This window comes from Bradyrhizobium lablabi (genome assembly GCF_018131005.1).
Classification (GTDB): domain Bacteria; phylum Pseudomonadota; class Alphaproteobacteria; order Rhizobiales; family Xanthobacteraceae; genus Bradyrhizobium; species Bradyrhizobium lablabi_D.
Map to the genome: position 1 here is coordinate 467,974 of NZ_JAFCJK010000004.1, position 16,490 is coordinate 484,463.

Below are 16,490 nucleotides of genomic sequence, written 5' to 3' on the forward strand. Positions count from 1 at the left end.
GACCCCGCATCCGCCTTCCCCCCGAAGGCGGGCTTCGGCGGACAAGAGGGCGGGGCGAGGGAGAACTCTACCCCACCCGCCATTCCAGCATGCCGTCACCGGCCGTGACGATCTCGCCGAGCGTGCCGACCGGCGTGCGGTCCATGTTCTGCAGATGCGCCAGCGTTGCCGTGTTGCTCGCGGGGATACGGCCAAGCGTGCGCCGATCGTCTTCGGTCCGCAACATGGCGACGCCGTGCTCGACCTCGCCGTTGCCGCGGTAGATCACGGTGAAGGCCTCGACCTTGCCCTTGCCCTTGGCCTCGGTTGTGAAATCCGGCACCTTGCGGCGGTGGCGGTCGGCCTCTGCCTGCACGCTGGTGTCCTGCCTCAGCGCTTGCGTCGGCGCCTCGCGTGACAGCACGAGGCCATGATGCTTGGTGACGAAGCCGCCCTGGCCGTAGAGCAGGCCGAGCTTGCCGCCGCCGCGCAGCTTGCGCACCATCGCGCAGGCCGCATGCGTCATGTAGGTGTTGAGCGGCGCGCCGAAGAAAGTCAAACCGCCCGTCACCGTCGGCTGCACATCGGAGCCGAGACCCAGCGTGCGTCGCGCCATCTTCGGCACGCAGGGGAAGCAGCTATAGAGCTCGATCGCGTCGAACTTCCTGCCGTCGCCCTCGACGAGATCCATCACGGCTTTCAGCACCGCGGTTTGCGGATGGCTCTCGAAAAACTGGTCGCGGATCAGATAGTCGCGCGGCTCTTCCGCCGAGGCGCCGCCGAGCGGATAGATCAGACGATCCTCCGGAACGCCGGCTGCCCGCGCCCTGGCAAGGCTCGTCATGAGCAGCGCGCTACCCATGTTCACGGTCGGGTTCGCCACCATCAGTTTCGTGTAAGGCCAGGCGATCAACCGGTTGTCCGGTGTCGGCGTGGTGATCTCGTCGCCGGTAAAGCGCTTCTTCAGCCAGGAGTTTGGATTGTCGGCAGCGACCCGCGCATAGGTCGACCACAGCTCTCCCGACTCCTTCAGCGCCTCGCGCGGCGTCTGGCCCCAATGCGCCGATGTCGCGGATTCATACAACGGATAGACAGTGATCGGACGGAACACGCCGAGCGCAACCGCCATCGGCTTCTGAAACGCCGCGCCGCGCTTCGGCTCCTCGACGTCATGCGCGAACGGCGTCCAGGGCAATTCGACGCCGGCGCGCTGTGCTTTGGTGGCGGTCGATTGCGCCTCTGCGCCGCAGACCGCGGCGACGCTGCATTCGCCGCGCGCGATGCGCTGCGCCGCCTCGTGCAGATAGCGGATCGGGCTCTCGCCGCCGACCGGGCCATAATAGAGATGCGAGGGAGCAACGCCGAGACGCTGCGCGAGCAGCTTCTCGGGATCGCGATAGCGCCAGCTCAGGAAGTTGACGACATCGAGCGACTGGATGTCGCCGAGCAGCCTTGCGCCGCTGTCCGTCTCCGCCCGTCTCAGCGCCTCCTCCAGCAGCGCGAGCGGCTCGAGGCCATCGGCGACGTCCTTCGGGCGGTCGACGACCTCGCCGACGCCGACGATGACGGGGATCCGGTCTTCGGGGATGCTGTTCGACATTCTTGCTGTTTCACTCTTTGAATTGGAACGAAGTTGCCATTGCGAGCGAAGCAATCCATGCCTCAACGCGGGGCAGGTGGATTGCTTCGTCGCTTCAGCGCAAAATTGCTTTGCAATTTTGTCGCGAACTCCTCGCAACGACGGGGCACTTTCACTCCGCCATCAGCGCGTTCATGTGCTCGACGGCTTCGATGAAATCTTCCTTGAATTCCTGCACCACGGCTGTGGCCGACTTGACGCTGTCGATCAGGCCGACGCCCTGGCCGACGAAGTAGCTCACGAGGTCGCGCGCCTTCTCGTTGCCGGCGGCCGCGGCGCGGTCGATCGAGTTGAAGGCATCGCGGCTGACGATGCTTTGCAGCGGCATCGGCAGTGCGCCGGGGCTGTCGGGCGAGCGATCCCACGCATCGGTCCAGACCGAGCGGAGCTGCCGCGCCGGCTTGCCGGTGCGGCCCTTCGAGCGCACCGCGTCGCGCGAGGACGCCGCGATCATCTTCTCGCGGAAGATCTCCGACGTCTCCGACTCGACGGTCGCAAGCCACACCGAGCCGGTCCAGACACCGGCCGCGCCCATCGCCATGCAGGCAGCCATCTGCCGGCCCGTCATGATGCCGCCGGCTGCCAGCACCGGCACGTCGCGGATCGGTTTGATCGCCTTGATCACTTCGGGCACCAGCACCATGGTCGAGACTTCGCCGCAATGGCCCCCGGCCTCGGTACCCTGCACGACGAGGATATCGACGCCGGCCGCGACCTGGCGCAGCGCATGCTCCTTGGCGCCGACAAGGGCCGCGACCGGGACGCCATGTTTCCTGCCGCGGTCGATCATCGCCTTTGGCGGCACGCCCAGCGCATTCGCTATCAGCCTGATCGGGTGACGGAAGGAGACGTCGAGCAGTTCAAGCGCGGTCTCCGCATCGAACGGTTGCGGCTGGTTGTCGGCGACGCTTTTCGTCGAGAGCTCGATGCCATGCTTCTTCAGGAGATTGCGGGTGAAGTCGCGATGCTCCTGCGAGATGCGTGCTTCGAGCGCCTTCCACGTGACGTTCTTCTCGCCCGCGGTCGAGATGTTCTCGGGTATCAGCACGTCGACTCCATAGGGCTTTCCGTCGACATGGTCGTCGATCCAGCTCAGCTCCTGCTCGAGCGTCTCCGGCGAATGCGCGGTCGCGCCGAGTACGCCGAAGCCGCCGGCGCGGCTGACTGCGGCCACAACGTCCCGGCAATGGCTGAAGGCGAGCAGCGGAAACTCGATTCCCAGCATGTCGGAGATCGGTGACTTCATGGATCGATTCCCTCCCGGCGGCAGCCTTTTTCGAAGCCGCATTTCTTGCTTTGAGCGGCAATGGCCCTTGCGACGCTATCCCAACACGGACGGCCAAGCCAAGCCGCTTTCGCAGACCGCCATCTTGCGTGCAGGCGCCGGCGGCACGGCGGTGGAGCGATGCATTCCGCAAGGTAAAATATGCAACAGCGGCCGCCGCGATCACGGTCCGAAGGATACATGCCTTGCTATTCATGATTTGAACTTTAGCTAACACTGACGCGCCCTCGCGCCGGAGCCATTTGCATGACCGACATACCCGCCTACGAGCCGCCCAAAGTCTGGACCTGGAACAAGGAGAGCGGCGGGCGCTTTGCCAGCATCAACCGTCCGATTGCGGGCCCCACGCACGAGAAGGAACTGCCGGTTGGCCGACATCCGCTGCAGCTTTACTCGCTGGCGACGCCGAACGGCGTGAAGGTCACGGTGATGCTGGAGGAGCTACTGGCGCTCGGCCACAAGGGCGCCGAATACGATGCCTGGCTGATCAAGATCGATGGCAACCAGTTCGGCAGCGGGTTTGTCGCCGTGAATCCGAACTCGAAGATTCCGGCGCTGATGGACCGCAGCGGCCCCGAGCCGATCCGCGTGTTCGAGTCGGGTTCGATCCTGGTCTATCTCGCCGAGAAATTCGGCGCGTTGCTGCCGACCGACGTCAAGACGCGCGCGGAAACCTTCTCCTGGCTGTTTTGGCAAATGGGAGCGGCGCCCTATCTCGGCGGCGGCTTCGGCCATTTCTACGCATATGCGCCGGCCAAGATCGAATACGCCATCGACCGCTTTGCGATGGAAGTGAAGCGCCAGCTCGATGTGCTCAACCGCCGGCTCGCCGACAACGAATATCTCGCGGGGGACGTCTATACGATCGCGGACATCGCGGTGTGGCCGTGGTACGGCGGCCTGGCAAAAGGCCTGCTCTATGGCGCCGGCGAATTCCTCTCCGTTCACGAATACAAGAACGTGCAGCGCTGGACCGACGCGATCGCCGCGCGGCCGGCGGTGAAGCGCGGCCGCATGGTCAACCGCACTTGGGGCGAGCCGTCGAGCCAACTGCACGAACGCCACGACGCCGGCGATTTCGAGACCATGACGCAGGACAAGATCGGAGAGGCGGTCGCGTCGTAAAGGGCGCCAAGCTAAGGCGAGCCGGATTATTGACTGATGCCAGGCTCGTCTCCCTTGGGCGGCGGCTTCTCAGCAAGGCGGCTTGGTCATCCCGCAGACACAACAAGCCTGCCTTGCGATAATTGGAGAAGTGCAGGTCGATAAGGTGGGTAGGGGTCGTCGTCGTCCGGGAGAGCACAGTACCCAAATTCCTGCTGTATGCGCTGTATCTCCACAACGCGTTCATTCAACCGCTGCAAATGCTCCAGCGACCTCGCCTTCCAGTAGTGAAACTTTTCGTGCGCCAGAGGCACGAATGCGGTGCCAAAAAGTGTGGGATCAGGAACAATTGTTCGCCCGAGAAGAAGAAACTTGTCAGAACCGACGACGACGAGGGTGGCATAGCGACGGCTGCCGTTCACCCTCAGTCCATCGAGCGACAATTCGCACAGCTTGCTGAAATATGGCTCCTGCCGCCAACGGTCAGGACAACCGAGATCGACCTGCACGTTGAGCGCGTCCAGGCCGAAATGCAGCACCATGCCGATCTGGTCGGGATACCAGTCGTCGCCGAGATGACCTTGTACCCACACGCAGTTGAACGACCGGCACATTCGCGGACGGTCGTCGTAGATCGTGCATCCTTTGCCCAGGTCACAATACTGACACACCTGGTTGACCGGTTTCCGGACATCCGTCACTTCGAGCACCGTGCAGCACAGCGAGCATGATCCACATTGCCGGACGTTCGGTGCCGTCGTCCGTGCGCCAAGTGCCCAGAGGCCCTTGCTCTCGCGAAAAAGCAGCTTCTGCTTTTCGAGAGACTGTAGCGCACGTTCGACTTTGAGGCGGGATAACCCTGTCTTGTCGACAATACCCTTAAATGTCGTCGCGCCGCTTTCGACGGCGCGAACGACCAACAACGTCAGTTGATCCATTTTCTTGTTCTTGGCCGGCTTGTTTCTTGTGCCTGGTTCTTGAGCAGCGGCAGATTGCGAAGTGTGCCAGCATCCGAGGCAAATCACGGACGATGGCGAACCCTCGTAGTCATCATATCCGCGAGGACAAAATGTCGCGCCTGACAAACGTGCATGAGATAGTTGCGCAAATGAAGGATCATCTGCGGCGGACTGAATCAGCCCCGGTGCAACGTTCCTTCGCCGCCCCGTTTCAAGAGCCGCTGATAATGCTCTCTAGCTTGCCGGTGGCTTTCCGGACGCACTGCCGTCATCCGAAGCCAGCAGGTCGTCATACTCGGGATACTTCTTCATGAAGCTGCGGATGAAATCGCATTCGACTGTGAGCTCGCGTCGCTGCGTCCGCACCGCGTCGAGCGCCGCGCGCCCAAGCTTCGAGCCGATGCCTTGGCCGCCAAGCTCCGGCGGCACCTCGGTGTGGACCAGTGTGATCGCACCGGGTGATTTCCGGTAAACAACGAAGGCGACCTTGCCGCCGACGTCGAGTTCGAACCGGCTGAGTGCTTGGTTGTCACGAAAATTGTCGATCATATGGGACATCCGTTTTTCGGGAACATGTCAGCGAATCCGGGCGGCGATTTGCTCGGCGACCCTGCGATGGCCTTCCGCGGTCATGTGGATTCCGTCGGGCTGCCGCAGGCCGCTCCGAAGCGCTGACAGGACGTATCCATCGGCTTCGATTGTCCGGATGCCGCGCGCGTGCAGTCGTCTTCGTATCTCGGTCCTGTTGGCTTGCGCCTCCGTCGCACTCATTCCTTTCATGGCATCATTGCCGGCGATCTGAAGAATGACGATCCTGGTCCCGGGTGGCGCCGCGCTTGACAATCTGGCGAGCATGCCGGCCGTGGTGTCGCCGCTGACGCCTGCATTGCTGACCGACATCGGCCGGCCCCGCGCGCGCAACATTGCTTCCACCAGGGCCGGAAACGCCGCTGAAGCGCCGACACCGTATCCGGCTGTGCTGCTGGCGCCGAGCGCCACAATCTGTGCACGGGCGTGGGCGGTGGAAACGGTGAGGAGGAAGACGATCGCGAGAAGTCTGAACATGATGGCAAACCGTCATTGCGCCGCAGATCAGCCGTGGCCGCCGGCTACCTCGTCGTTACACCCTCCGCCGCCGGAAACACCACGCGGTCGTCGGTGCGGCAATATCGGTCCGCGAACATGCGGCCCATCGGATGATAGCGCTCCATGTGCACGCGCATCGCCTTGGCGTCCCACAATTCATCGCGGATGTAGAAATTGACGCCTTCACCCATGATGAGCTGCCGGTCACCGTTCACGTCGATCAGCTTCCAGGTCCTGCACTCCATCGCCCAGGGCGTGTCGGTGAGCCGCGGCACCGCAACCTTGCTGGAGGGCGCGAGCTTCAGCCCGAGATAATTTGGCTCGCCGATCTCGGGCGGAAAATCGCCGCTGCTCTCGTGCATTGCCCGCGCCAAGGGTTCGTCGGCGATGTTGACCACGAACTCGCCCGATCGCTGGATGTTGGTGAGCGTGTCCTTTTCGCGGCCGTCGGGGCGCCGGTTGACCGCGAACATGCAGAGCGGTGGATCCTCGCAGAACACGTTGAAGAAGCTGAACGGCGCGGCGTTCACCACACCGCCCGGGCTGACGCTCGTCACCCAGGCGATCGGCCGCGGTAGCACGAAGGAGGTCAGGACCTTGTAGCGTTCGCGCTGGGTCAGATCGCTGGGGGCGTATTCCATGGGAGGGTTCCGGAAGAGCGTAGGGCAGGCCAGCGAAGCGTAACTCGCCCCACGCTTCGATGAAGCGCGTTTACGGCATGCTGAGCTCGTGCCGGCCGACCACCATCCAGTGCACTTCGTCGGGGCCGTCGGCGAAGCGGAGATGGCGGACGTCCTGGTACATTTCGGCGAGCGGCGTCCATTGCGAGATGCCGGTCGCCCCATGCATCTGGATCGCCTGGTCGATCACCTTGCAGGCGCGCTCGGGGATCATGGCCTTGACCATGGAGACCCAGACGCGCGCTTCCTTGTTGCCAAGTACGTCCATCGCCTTCGCGGCCTTCAGCACCATCAGCCGCATCGCCTCGATCTCGCAGCGGGCCTGCGCGATGATCTGCGTGTTGCCTCCGAGATGAGCGATCTTCTTGCCGAAAGCCTCGCGAGTGAGGCCACGCTGTACCATCATGTCGAGCGCCTTCTCGGCCTTGCCGATGGTGCGCATGCAGTGATGGATGCGCCCGGGGCCGAGGCGGACCTGCGAGATCTCGAAGCCGCGGCCTTCGCCGAGCAGGATGTTCTCCTTCGGTACCCGCACGTTGTTGAAGCGCAGATGCATGTGGCCGCGCGGCGCATGATCGTGGCCGAACACGTGCATGGGCCCGAGGATTTCGACGCCGGGCGTATCCTTCGGCACCAGGATCTGCGATTGCTGCTTGCTCGGCGGCGCGTCGGGATTGGTCTTCACCATCACGATCATGATCTTGCAACGGGGGTCGCCGAGACCGGAGATGTAATATTTCTCGCCGTTGATCACCCATTCGTCGCCGACGAGCCTTGCAGTGGTCGAGATGTTCTTGGCATCCGACGAGGCGACGTTCGGCTCGGTCATTGCATAGGCCGAGCGGATTTCGCCTGACAGCAGCGGCTTCAGCCACTTCTCCTTCTGCTCCTTGGTTCCGACGCGCTCCAGCACCTCCATATTACCGGTGTCGGGCGCCGAGCAGTTCATGGTTTCCGAAGCGAGCGGGCTCTTGCCGAGCTCGGCGGCGATATAGGCGTAGTCGAGGTTCTTCAGGCCTTCGCCGGTCTCGGCATCGGGCAGGAAGAAGTTCCAGAGGCCGACTTCCTTGGCCTTGTCCTTGGCTTTCTGGAGCACCTCGAGCTGCGCCGGCGTAAAGCTCCAGCGATCGGTCTTCTTCTCGCCGTGCCTGTAGAACTCGACGGACATCGGCTCGACCACGTCGCGGATGAACTGCTTCACATGGTCGTAAAGCGGCCGGACCTGGTCCGACATGCGCAGGTCGTTGAGCTCGTCGCCTGGGTTGAGCGTGTAGTTCGTCGTGCGGGGCACATAGGCGTGTTTCATTCATTATCCTCCCATACGCGAGATGCGCGTTGCCGCAGACAATAAACGTGGGCGCCGAGAAGCGCGAGCGCGCATTTTCGGCTCGATCACTGCCGCATCACGGAATATCGCGACGGCGTTTAAAACGCTGTTTGATCGCCGTCGGTTCTACGGCTTGGGTTCAACCCAGCCGGTGCATCGCGCACAGCTTGTTGCCGTCGAGGTCGCGAAGATAGGCGAGGTAGAGCTTGCCGACCGAGCCTTCCCGCACGCCCGGCGGATTCTCGCAGGACTTGCCGCCATTGGCGATGCCTGCCGCGTGCCAGGCTTCGACCTGCTCCGGCGAGTTGCAGGTAAAGCCGATCGTGCCACCGTTGGCCGGCGTCGCCGCTTCGCCATTGATTGGCTTGGAAACCGAGAACACGCCGGTCTTGGTGATGTAGAAAATGCGCTGACCGTCGACCCTGGCCGGCCGGACATCGAGCGTGCCGAGCAGCGCGTCATAGAACGCCTTGGCCTTGTCGAGGTCGTTGGTGCCGACCATCACGTGTGAAAACATCTTGAGCGCCCTCCCGATTGCATTGGCTGTGGACTACACGCTAACAGCACATTTGTCGATACGGAAGCGCGACGGGCACCGGCGCGGGGATCAGAACGCGGTATATCCGCCGTCGATCACGAAGCAGTCCGCCGTATGATAGGACGAGGCCTTGCTCATGAGGTAGACGGCGATGCCGCCGAAGTCGCTGGGCTCGCCGAAGCGGCGCACCGGGATGCGCGGCATGACGTTTGCGACGAACTTCTCGTTCGCCATGATGCCCGCGGTCATGTCGCTCTTGATCCAGCCGGGCAGGATCGCATTTGCAGTGACGCCGTAGCGCGCGAGCTCGACGGCGAGGGCGCGGCACAGCGCGTTCAGCGCGGCCTTCGTGCCGGCATAATGTTCGTTGCGAGCGGTGCCGAACAGCGAAGCGAGACTCGAGGTCGCGACCAGCCGGCCGAACTTGTCGCCGGCGTCCGCACGCTCGGTCATGCGGCGTGCCGCGGCCTGGAAGACATGGAACACGCCGTCGAGATTGGTCGCGAACATTTTTCGCCATTCCTCCTCGGTTCGGTCGATGAAGGCGCGGCGTCCGCCGCCGCCGATCCCGGCATTGGCGAAGCAGCCGTCGACGCGCCCGAAGGTATCGAGCGTCGCCTGCATTGCAGCCTTGACCGACGCGGCATCGCTGACGTCGCAGATTTGGGTTGCGACCTTGCCGGGGCCGGACGCCATCGACGCCGCCGCGCTCTTGTTCTTCTCAGCATTGCGGCCCCAGATCGAGACGTTGCAGCCGGCGGCATTCAGGGCCTGCGCGATGCCGAGCCCGATGCCGCCATTGCCGCCGGTGATGACCGCGACGCGGCCGCTGAGGTCGAAGATGCTGCTCATTGGGGTTTCCATTTGGTTCGGCGCGCGTTAATCGTGCGCTCGAGGGACGGGCTTGAGGCCAACCATGGACAAGCCCGGCGCAAAAATCAAATATGGGCCGACGCATCAAGGTCGACCTACTGCGGTACCAACCGCGAAACAACCGGCAGAGGAAACCATGCAATTCAAGCACGTCACGCTCGATTTCGACGGGTCGGTCGCGATCCTCAAGCTCGACCACCAGGAGGTGATGAATGCGGTCTCGATCGACATGCTCGGCGGCCTTGCCGAGGCGCTGGATGCGATCGACGACAAGCGCGACGAGGTGCGCTGCCTCGTCATCACGGGTGCGGGCCGCGCCTTCTGCACCGGCGCCAATCTGCAGGGCCGCAATAGCCAACAGAAGCCCGGCAGGAGCAACGCCGGCGCGGCGCTCGAAACCGCCTTCCATCCGTTCCTGCGCCGCTTGCGTAAGCTGCACTGTCCGATCGTCACGGCGGTGAACGGCGCTGCCGCTGGCGCTGGCATGAGCTTCGCCCTGATGGGCGACATGATCCTGTGCGCCCGCTCGTCCTATTTCCTGCAGGCGTTCCGCCGCATCGGGCTGGTGCCGGATTGCGGCTCGACGTGGCTGTTGCCGCGGCTGATCGGCAAGGCGCGCTCGGTCGAGCTGTCGCTGCTCGGCGAGCGGCTGCCGGCGGAGAAGGCGCTGGAATGGGGCCTTGTCAACCGCGTCCATGACGATGGCGCGCTGATGGAGGAGGCGATGAAGCTCGCCCGTGAGCTCGCCGACGGCCCGACGACCGCGCTGGCGCTGATCAGAAAACTCTATTGGGACAGCCCGGAGAACTCCTACGAAGAACAGCTCAACCTCGAATTCGAGTCGCAGCGCATCGCCGGCAGCACCGAGGACTTCAGGGAAGGCGTCACCGCGTTCCTCGAGAAACGTCCCGCAAAGTTCAAGGGCAAATGATCGAGGCCGAGCTTGGACGCTGCGTCGCCGCCTTTTATCCGGGCGCGACCGGCGTCACCGCCACCGCGAAACTTTCCGGCGGCGCCAGCCAGGAGACCTGGACCTTCGACATCGTGCACGCAAACGGCAACGTCGGCGCGATCCTGCGCCGCGCGCCGCCGGGCTTTGGGGCGGCGCCCGGCCGCGCCGCCGGGCTCGATGCGGAAGCGACGCTGATGCAGCTCGCGCATGATGCCGGTCTGCCGTCGCCGAAAGTGATGCATGTGCTGCGGCCGGAGGACGGCCTCGGCCGCGGCTTCATCATGGCGCGTGTCGAGGGCGAGACCATCGCGCGCAAGATCTTGCGCGACGCGCAATTTGCAAAGGCGCGGCCGATCCTGGCGCGCCAGCTCGGGAAAGTGATTGCCGGTATCCATGGCCTGCCGCGGCAGAAGCTGCCAAAGCTGCGCAGCATGACGGCAACGAAGGAGATCGCCGATCTGGAACGCGAGTATCGCAGCTTCAACTGGCCGCGCCCGGTATTCGAGCTCGCGCTGCGCTGGTTGCGCGATCACGATCCGGGACCTTCGAGCGAGGTGACGCTGGTGCATGGCGATTTCCGCCACGGCAATCTCATCATCGGCCCGGACGGCGTGCGCGCGGTGCTCGATTGGGAACTTGCGCATGTCGGCGACCCCATGGAGGATCTCGGCTGGATCTGCGTGAACTCCTGGCGGTTCGGCGAGATCGACAAACCGGTCGGCGGTTTCGGCTCGCGTGAGGATCTGTTTGCGGGATATGAGCAGGTTGGCCGCAAGGTCGACTCTGCGCGAGTGATGTTCTGGGAAGTGATGGGCACGCTGCGCTGGGGCGTGATGTGTTGCGGCATGATGCAACGGTTCCGCAGCGGACCAGACCATTCGATGGAACGCGCGATGATCGGACGCCGCGCCTCGGAGACGGAGATCGATTTGCTGAGGCTCTTGGCCCCACGGGGGACGTGACATGCAGGACGAACCTACACCGACTGAGTTGATCAAGGCCGTCGCCGATTTCCTGCGCAGCGAGATTGCTCCCGCAATCACGGGACACAACGGCTTCAAGCTCCGTGTCGGCATCAACGCGCTCGACCTGGTAGCGCGGCAGCTCACCCTGGAGCGGGACAGCGACTCGGCGGAGACCGCGCGGCTGAAGCAACTGCTCGGCGCCGACGGCCCGCTGATGGCGCTCAATCGTGTGCTGTCGGAGAAGATCGCCAAGGGCGAAGCGGATTTGCGGACGCCTGGGCTGTCGGAGCATCTCTGGCAAACCACGATGGACAAGCTCGCCGTCGATCAGCCGAACTACGCGTCGTACAAGCGGGAGCTTGAGAACAGGACGAATTCGTAATGCGCCCTCATGCCCGGGAGAAAACGGAAGCGCGTCTTCGCGCAGATGACCCGGGCAATCACCTCTTGTATTCGTCTTACCATCGAAGGCGACGATGGCCTGGACAAGCCCGGCCATGACGCTGAGAGAGCCGTTACCGCCCCAGCCATTTCGGCGGCCGCTTCTCCGAAAACGCCTTCGGACCCTCGATATAGTCCTGCGATGCAACCATCGCCTTCACCGCCGGATAGTCGCGCTGCTCCGCCATGGCCTGCTCCAGCGAAGTTTCGAGGCCCCTCTGGATCGCCTGCTTGGAAGCGCGGATCGACATCGGCGAGTTCTTGGCGATGGTTTCCGCCCAGCGCTCGGCCGCGACGAGCGCTTCGCCCTGCGGCACCACCTCGTTGACGAAGCCGAGCTCGAGACCTTCCTTGGCGCTGACGTGGCGGGCGGTGAGGATCATGCCCATGGCGCGCTTCAGGCCGATCTGCCGCGGCAGTCGGTGCAGGCCGCCGGCAAGCGCCGCGAGGCCGACGCGCGGCTCCGGCAGGGCGAAGGTCGCGTTCTCGGCGGCGACGATCAGGTCGCAGGCGAGCGCAATTTCAAAGCCGCCGCCCATCGCGACGCCATTGACGGCGGCAATGATCGGCTTGTCGCAGTCGAAACGCGTGGTGAGGCCGGCGAAGCCGCCCTTGTCCCAGCCGCGCTTGCCGCCCGCCGCCTGCCATTTCAGGTCGTTGCCGGCGCAAAACGCCTTGTCGCCGGCGCCGGTGACGATCGCGACCCATTGTTCCGGATCGGCGGAGAAGTCGTCAAAGACCTTGTTGAGCTCGAAATGCGCATCGATATGCAGCGCGTTGTAAACCTCGGGGCGTGACAGCGTCACGATGGTGATGGGACCCTTGCGCGTCACGTTGGAGAATTTCAGATCCATGTTCGCTCCCGTCGTTTTTCTGCGGCAAAGAATATTTTCGGCATCCTAGCGCGTGCGCGCCGAGCGGCGCCATCCAAATACGCAAGGCGACCGCGCGTGCAAGCGGCATCGCGCTCCTTGACTTGGTCGCACGCTTCTCACCTTAATCGAATGAACTGCTTGGGCCCGATAGCGCCTGGACGCAAAACGACAAGCAACAGTATTTGCGGGAGTGACTGCCTTGGATTTCAATCTGCCGGCCGACCTGACAGCGTATCTCGGCGAACTCGATTCCTTCATCGAACGCGAGATCAAGCCGCTCGAACAAGCCGATGACAACATCCGCTTCTTCGATCATCGCCGCGAATGGGCGCGCACCGATTTCGACAATGGCGGCCTGCCGCGGCACGAATGGGAAGCGCTGCTGCGCAAGGCGAAGGACCGCGCCGACGCTGCCGGTCATCTACGCTTCGCGATCCCGAAGCGCTATGGCGGCAGGGATGGCTCGAACCTCTGGATGGCCGTGATCCGCGAGCACTTCGCCGCCAAGGGCCTCGGCCTGCACAACGATCTGCAGAACGAGCACTCGATCGTCGGCAATCTGCCTATTGTAACCATGCTTGACCGTTATGGAACCGACGAGCAGAAGGCGATGATCGATGGTTCCATCACCGGCAGATACCGCATCACGTTTGGTCTGACCGAACCCGAGCACGGCTCCGACGCCACCCACATGGAGACCAAGGCGGCTCCGGCGACCCGCGACAACGTCAAGGGCTGGATCATCAACGGCGAGAAAATGTGGACGACCGGCATGCATGTCGCCACCCATTGCGCGCTGTTCGCGCGAACCTCGGGCAATGACGGCGACGCACGCGGCATCACCTGCTTCCTGGTGCCGGCAAAGTCGCCGGGCGTGAAGGTCGAGCAATATATGTGGACTTTCAACATGCCGACCGATCACCCGCGGGTCAGCTTTACTGACGTGTTCGTGCCGGAGGACGCGCTGTTCGGCGAGGTCGGCCGCGGGCTTTCGCTCGCCCAATGTTTCGTGCACGAGAACCGCATCCGCCAGGCCGCAAGCTCGCTCGGCGCCGCGGTCTATTGCATCAATGAAAGCGTGAAGTATGCGCGTGAGCGCAAGCCGTTCGGGAAGGCCTTGGCCGAGAACCAGGCAATCCAGTGGCCGCTGGTCGAACTGGCAACGCAGGCCGAGATGCTCAGGCTGTTGATCCGCAAGACCGCCTGGGAGATGGATCAGCTCACCCAGGCGGAGGTGGAGCACACCCTGTCCGACAAGGTCTCGATGTGCAATTATTGGGCTAACCGGCTCTGCTGCGATGCCGCCGACCGCGCGATGCAGGTGCACGGCGGCATGGGCTATTCGCGCCACAAGCCGTTTGAGCATATCTATCGCCACCACCGCCGCTATCGCATCACCGAGGGCAGCGAGGAGATCCAGAAGCGAAAGGTGGCGGGCTTCCTGTTTGGCTATATGGGAGCAGGGAAGCACTAAAGCATGATCCGGAAAAGTGCGTAGCGGTTTTCCGAAAAGGTCATGCGCAAGCAACAAGCTAAAGCGCGATGATGATTCATCCTGATCTCATCGCGCGTTAGCTCCGAGGGAAGCCCCATGATGGAAGGCGGATGCACCTGCGGACATATTCGCTACCGTCTCACGGGCAAGCCGATGATCGTCCATGCCTGCCATTGCCGCTGGTGCCAGCGCGAGACCGGCGCGGTTCACGGCCTCAATGCGCTGTACGAGGCCGAGAGGGTCGTGCACATCGCTGCCGAGCCTGAGATCGTGGATACGCCTTCGGCGAGCGGGCGCGGGCAGAAGATCGCGCGCTGCCCGCGCTGCAAGGTCGCGGTCTGGAGCAATTATCCGGGGGCGGGGTCCGCGGTGCGCTTCGTGCGCGTCGGCACGATGGATGATCCGGACCAATGCCCGCCCGATGTCCATATCTTCACCTCATCCAAGCAGCCCTGGGTTACGCTTCCGTCTGGCGTCAAGGCCTTCGCCGAGTTCTACGATCTCGACGAGGTCTGGTCGGACGAAGCGAAGGAGCGGCGGCGGATCATGCGGGAGAAGACGGGGAAGAAGTGATGTGCGCTACCGCTCCAGCGCCGTTTGCAGCTCGGGCGGAGCCTGTCATCGGGTGGCGCCTCGCGCCGATCCGTTGATTTGGCCAGGAACGGCGGAGACGGCTAATTCACCTGCCTGTCCTTGCCCGCCCAATACGGATCGCGCAACGTCCGCCGCAAGATCTTGCCCGACGGGTTGCGCGGCAGCGCCGGGATGAAATCGACCGACTTCGGCGTCTTGAAGCCCGCGATGCGCTCGCGCGTAAAGTTGATGATGTCGGCCGCGGACGCGCTTTTGCCCGACTTCATCACCACGACGGCCTTCACCGCCTCGCCCCATTTGTCGTCGGGGATCCCGATCACGGCGGCTTCCGCGACGTCGGGGTGATCGCAGATCGCGCTCTCGACCTCGGCGGGATAGATGTTCTCGCCGCCAGAGATGATCATGTCCTTGATGCGGTCGTGGATATAGAGATAGCCGTCGCTGTCCATGTAGCCTGCGTCGCCGGTGCGCAGCCAGCCGTCGCCGTCGATCGTACGCGCGGTCGCTTCGGGCAAATTCCAGTAACCCACCATATTGGAGCCCGAGCGAGTGGCGATCTCGCCGACTTCGCCCGGCGGCAGAGGCCTGCCGTCGGGGTCGAGGATCGCGAGTTCGACGCCGGGCAGCGCCTTGCCCGCCGAGCGCATGCGATCGAGGCCCTCGATATGGTCCTCCGGCGGCAGCGCCACGATCGTGCCCGTCGTCTCGGTCATGCCGTACATCTGCACGAAGCCGCATTGGAAGACCTCGATGCATTCGTTCAGCAGCGCGGCGGGAATCGGCGAGGCGCCGTAGAGCATGTATTTGAGGCGGGAGAAGTCGACCTGCCGCGCGCGCGGCTGCCGCACCACGAACTGCATCGCAGCCGGCACCATGAAGAGCTTTGTGATGCCGGATTGTTCGAAGACGTCGAGCACCCTGGTCGGATCGAATTCACGCTCTATCACGGCGCGCGCGCCGTGATAGAGGCCGACCACGCCCCAGCCGGAACCGCCGATGTGGAAGATCGGCATCGCGACCAGCGAGACGTCGTCGGCTGTCCACCGGTTCCATTCCGGCTTGTCGGCCTCGTTGATCTGCAGCAGGTTGAGCAAATTGGCATGCGACAGCATCGCGCCCTTCGGCTTGCCGGTTGTGCCTGAGGTATAGAGCTGAATTGCGATGTCCTTTGGTTCGATCATCACTCGCGGATCGTCGCCGCTCTGTGCGTCGCGCCAGGCCACAAAGTCGGGCCATTCCGCCGCGCCGCCTTCGGTCGTGATGATCGTGCGCACGCTCGGCAGCTTGGTCCTGATGCTGCCGACCAGCGCGATGAATTCGGGTCCCGTGAACAGAACCGGCGCCTTGCAGTCCTCGACGATGAAGGCCACCTCGGGCCCCGCGAGCCGCCAGTTGACCGGCGCCATCACGACGCCGGCCTTCATCGCGCCCATCAAGAGCTCGAAATAGACATCGCTGTTCTTGCCGATATAGACGATGCGCTCGCCCTTTCTGACGCCCATCGCGATCAGCGCGTTGGCGACCCGGTTGGTCTTGACGTCGAACTCGGCAAAGGTGGTCTGGCGGCCCTCGAACTCGAGAGCGATCGCGTTGCCGCGGCTCTTCGCGCGGTCGCGCACCATGTCGGCAAGGTTGGCCGGTCGTGCCGCAATGGACATGTGTCCCCCTTGATGTCTTGTTCTGGTTGCGCGGAGTGTG

The 16,490-nt window shown here is 63.6% G+C and carries 18 protein-coding genes; 7 read left to right on the forward strand and 11 right to left on the reverse strand.

Annotation, left to right across the window (positions count from 1 at the left end):
• Nucleotides 1–67: 67 nt before the first annotated feature.
• Both JQ553_RS15185 and JQ553_RS15190 read right to left on the reverse strand, forming a co-directional pair.
• Nucleotides 68–1,579 carry an acetyl-CoA acetyltransferase gene (locus tag JQ553_RS15185; RefSeq protein WP_212500762.1) on the reverse strand — a complete coding sequence of 504 codons (1,512 nt, stop codon included), beginning with the start codon at nucleotides 1,577–1,579 and terminating at the stop codon, nucleotides 68–70.
• Between the two features lie 151 nt (nucleotides 1,580–1,730).
• Nucleotides 1,731–2,864 carry a nitronate monooxygenase gene (locus JQ553_RS15190; RefSeq protein ID WP_212500763.1) on the reverse strand — a complete coding sequence of 378 codons (1,134 nt, stop codon included), beginning with the start codon at nucleotides 2,862–2,864 and terminating at the stop codon, nucleotides 1,731–1,733.
• Here JQ553_RS15190 and JQ553_RS15195 point away from each other — a divergent pair.
• Together JQ553_RS15195 and yghU are read left to right on the forward strand one after the other, a co-directional pair.
• Nucleotides 2,842–3,117, forward strand: coding sequence for a hypothetical protein (locus tag JQ553_RS15195; RefSeq protein ID WP_212500764.1), 276 nt, complete (start codon nucleotides 2,842–2,844; stop codon nucleotides 3,115–3,117). The two genes, JQ553_RS15190 and JQ553_RS15195, sit on opposite strands and share 23 nt — an antisense overlap.
• 32 nt (nucleotides 3,118–3,149) lie before the next feature.
• The gene (gene yghU, locus JQ553_RS15200) at nucleotides 3,150–4,028 is read left to right on the forward strand and encodes a glutathione-dependent disulfide-bond oxidoreductase (protein WP_212500765.1); all 879 of its coding nucleotides are present in this window, start codon (nucleotides 3,150–3,152) and stop codon (nucleotides 4,026–4,028) included.
• A gap of 86 nt (nucleotides 4,029–4,114) precedes the next feature.
• Here the strand turns inward: yghU and JQ553_RS15205 are convergent, their stop codons facing one another.
• The 7 genes from JQ553_RS15205 to JQ553_RS15235 all read right to left on the reverse strand — a co-directional run bounded on the left by JQ553_RS15205 (nucleotide 4,115) and on the right by JQ553_RS15235 (nucleotide 9,449).
• The gene (locus JQ553_RS15205; RefSeq protein WP_212500766.1) at nucleotides 4,115–4,945 is read right to left on the reverse strand and encodes a YkgJ family cysteine cluster protein; all 831 of its coding nucleotides are present in this window, start codon (nucleotides 4,943–4,945) and stop codon (nucleotides 4,115–4,117) included.
• Nucleotides 4,946–5,200: 255 nt separating this feature from the next.
• Complete coding sequence (locus JQ553_RS15210; RefSeq protein ID WP_249144280.1) at nucleotides 5,201–5,524, reverse strand: GNAT family N-acetyltransferase; 324 nt, start codon at nucleotides 5,522–5,524, stop codon at nucleotides 5,201–5,203.
• Between the two features lie 18 nt (nucleotides 5,525–5,542).
• The gene (locus JQ553_RS15215) at nucleotides 5,543–6,031 is read right to left on the reverse strand and encodes a GDSL-type esterase/lipase family protein (RefSeq protein ID WP_212500767.1); all 489 of its coding nucleotides are present in this window, start codon (nucleotides 6,029–6,031) and stop codon (nucleotides 5,543–5,545) included.
• A gap of 44 nt (nucleotides 6,032–6,075) precedes the next feature.
• Nucleotides 6,076–6,693, reverse strand: a complete 618-nt coding sequence (locus JQ553_RS15220; RefSeq protein ID WP_212500768.1) for a flavin reductase family protein — start codon at nucleotides 6,691–6,693, stop codon at nucleotides 6,076–6,078.
• 70 nt (nucleotides 6,694–6,763) lie between these two features.
• A complete protein-coding gene (locus JQ553_RS15225; protein ID WP_212500769.1) occupies nucleotides 6,764–8,038 on the reverse strand; it encodes an acyl-CoA dehydrogenase family protein in 1,275 nt (424 codons plus the stop codon).
• A gap of 160 nt (nucleotides 8,039–8,198) precedes the next feature.
• Nucleotides 8,199–8,576 (reverse strand): VOC family protein, encoded by a 378-nt coding sequence (locus JQ553_RS15230; protein WP_212500770.1) that lies wholly within the window; start codon nucleotides 8,574–8,576, stop codon nucleotides 8,199–8,201.
• 90 nt (nucleotides 8,577–8,666) lie between these two features.
• Complete coding sequence (locus tag JQ553_RS15235; RefSeq protein ID WP_212500771.1) at nucleotides 8,667–9,449, reverse strand: SDR family NAD(P)-dependent oxidoreductase; 783 nt, start codon at nucleotides 9,447–9,449, stop codon at nucleotides 8,667–8,669.
• Between the two features lie 157 nt (nucleotides 9,450–9,606).
• On the opposite strand from JQ553_RS15235, the gene JQ553_RS15240 reads away from it, so the two are divergent.
• Genes JQ553_RS15240 through JQ553_RS15250 form a run of 3 tightly spaced genes read left to right on the forward strand, consistent with a single transcriptional unit; the run spans nucleotide 9,607 to nucleotide 11,769 of the window.
• Nucleotides 9,607–10,401, forward strand: a complete 795-nt coding sequence (locus JQ553_RS15240; protein WP_212500772.1) for an enoyl-CoA hydratase/isomerase — start codon at nucleotides 9,607–9,609, stop codon at nucleotides 10,399–10,401.
• The gene (locus JQ553_RS15245) at nucleotides 10,398–11,384 is read left to right on the forward strand and encodes a phosphotransferase family protein (protein ID WP_212500773.1); all 987 of its coding nucleotides are present in this window, start codon (nucleotides 10,398–10,400) and stop codon (nucleotides 11,382–11,384) included. The genes JQ553_RS15240 and JQ553_RS15245 overlap by 4 nt, the downstream gene beginning before the upstream one ends.
• A gap of 1 nt (nucleotide 11,385) precedes the next feature.
• The gene (locus JQ553_RS15250) at nucleotides 11,386–11,769 is read left to right on the forward strand and encodes a DUF6285 domain-containing protein (RefSeq protein ID WP_212500774.1); all 384 of its coding nucleotides are present in this window, start codon (nucleotides 11,386–11,388) and stop codon (nucleotides 11,767–11,769) included.
• A gap of 133 nt (nucleotides 11,770–11,902) precedes the next feature.
• Here the strand turns inward: JQ553_RS15250 and JQ553_RS15255 are convergent, their stop codons facing one another.
• Nucleotides 11,903–12,682, reverse strand: a complete 780-nt coding sequence (locus JQ553_RS15255) for an enoyl-CoA hydratase-related protein (RefSeq protein WP_212500775.1) — start codon at nucleotides 12,680–12,682, stop codon at nucleotides 11,903–11,905.
• 220 nt (nucleotides 12,683–12,902) lie between these two features.
• On the opposite strand from JQ553_RS15255, the gene JQ553_RS15260 reads away from it, so the two are divergent.
• Together JQ553_RS15260 and JQ553_RS15265 are read left to right on the forward strand one after the other, a co-directional pair.
• Nucleotides 12,903–14,177, forward strand: coding sequence for an acyl-CoA dehydrogenase family protein (locus tag JQ553_RS15260; RefSeq protein ID WP_212500776.1), 1,275 nt, complete (start codon nucleotides 12,903–12,905; stop codon nucleotides 14,175–14,177).
• Nucleotides 14,178–14,294: 117 nt separating this feature from the next.
• A complete protein-coding gene (locus JQ553_RS15265; protein ID WP_212500777.1) occupies nucleotides 14,295–14,771 on the forward strand; it encodes a GFA family protein in 477 nt (158 codons plus the stop codon).
• Between the two features lie 101 nt (nucleotides 14,772–14,872).
• On the opposite strand, the gene JQ553_RS15270 is transcribed toward JQ553_RS15265, so the two are convergent.
• On the reverse strand, nucleotides 14,873–16,450 hold the full coding sequence (locus JQ553_RS15270) for a fatty acid--CoA ligase (protein ID WP_212500778.1): 1,578 nt from the start codon (nucleotides 16,448–16,450) through the stop codon (nucleotides 14,873–14,875).
• Nucleotides 16,451–16,490: the final 40 nt, after the last annotated feature.

What these genes read in the sequence shown, in the direction of transcription:
- JQ553_RS15190 (WP_212500763.1), bottom strand. Translation starts at nt 2,864, where the DNA reads ATGAAGTCACCGATCTCCGACATGCTGGGAATCGAGTTTCCGCTGCTC.
- JQ553_RS15205 (WP_212500766.1), bottom strand. Translation starts at nt 4,945, where the DNA reads ATGGATCAACTGACGTTGTTGGTCGTTCGCGCCGTCGAAAGCGGCGCG.
- JQ553_RS15270 (WP_212500778.1), bottom strand. Translation starts at nt 16,450, where the DNA reads ATGTCCATTGCGGCACGACCGGCCAACCTTGCCGACATGGTGCGCGAC.
- JQ553_RS15250 (WP_212500774.1), top strand. Translation starts at nt 11,386, where the DNA reads ATGCAGGACGAACCTACACCGACTGAGTTGATCAAGGCCGTCGCCGAT.
- JQ553_RS15185 (WP_212500762.1), bottom strand. Translation starts at nt 1,579, where the DNA reads ATGTCGAACAGCATCCCCGAAGACCGGATCCCCGTCATCGTCGGCGTC.
- JQ553_RS15210 (WP_249144280.1), bottom strand. Translation starts at nt 5,524, where the DNA reads ATGTCCCATATGATCGACAATTTTCGTGACAACCAAGCACTCAGCCGG.
- JQ553_RS15255 (WP_212500775.1), bottom strand. Translation starts at nt 12,682, where the DNA reads ATGGATCTGAAATTCTCCAACGTGACGCGCAAGGGTCCCATCACCATC.
- JQ553_RS15240 (WP_212500772.1), top strand. Translation starts at nt 9,607, where the DNA reads ATGCAATTCAAGCACGTCACGCTCGATTTCGACGGGTCGGTCGCGATC.
- yghU (WP_212500765.1), top strand. Translation starts at nt 3,150, where the DNA reads ATGACCGACATACCCGCCTACGAGCCGCCCAAAGTCTGGACCTGGAAC.
- JQ553_RS15245 (WP_212500773.1), top strand. Translation starts at nt 10,398, where the DNA reads ATGATCGAGGCCGAGCTTGGACGCTGCGTCGCCGCCTTTTATCCGGGC.
- JQ553_RS15220 (WP_212500768.1), bottom strand. Translation starts at nt 6,693, where the DNA reads ATGGAATACGCCCCCAGCGATCTGACCCAGCGCGAACGCTACAAGGTC.
- JQ553_RS15225 (WP_212500769.1), bottom strand. Translation starts at nt 8,038, where the DNA reads ATGAAACACGCCTATGTGCCCCGCACGACGAACTACACGCTCAACCCA.
- JQ553_RS15235 (WP_212500771.1), bottom strand. Translation starts at nt 9,449, where the DNA reads ATGAGCAGCATCTTCGACCTCAGCGGCCGCGTCGCGGTCATCACCGGC.
- JQ553_RS15215 (WP_212500767.1), bottom strand. Translation starts at nt 6,031, where the DNA reads ATGTTCAGACTTCTCGCGATCGTCTTCCTCCTCACCGTTTCCACCGCC.
- JQ553_RS15195 (WP_212500764.1), top strand. Translation starts at nt 2,842, where the DNA reads ATGTCGGAGATCGGTGACTTCATGGATCGATTCCCTCCCGGCGGCAGC.
- JQ553_RS15230 (WP_212500770.1), bottom strand. Translation starts at nt 8,576, where the DNA reads ATGTTTTCACACGTGATGGTCGGCACCAACGACCTCGACAAGGCCAAG.
- JQ553_RS15265 (WP_212500777.1), top strand. Translation starts at nt 14,295, where the DNA reads ATGATGGAAGGCGGATGCACCTGCGGACATATTCGCTACCGTCTCACG.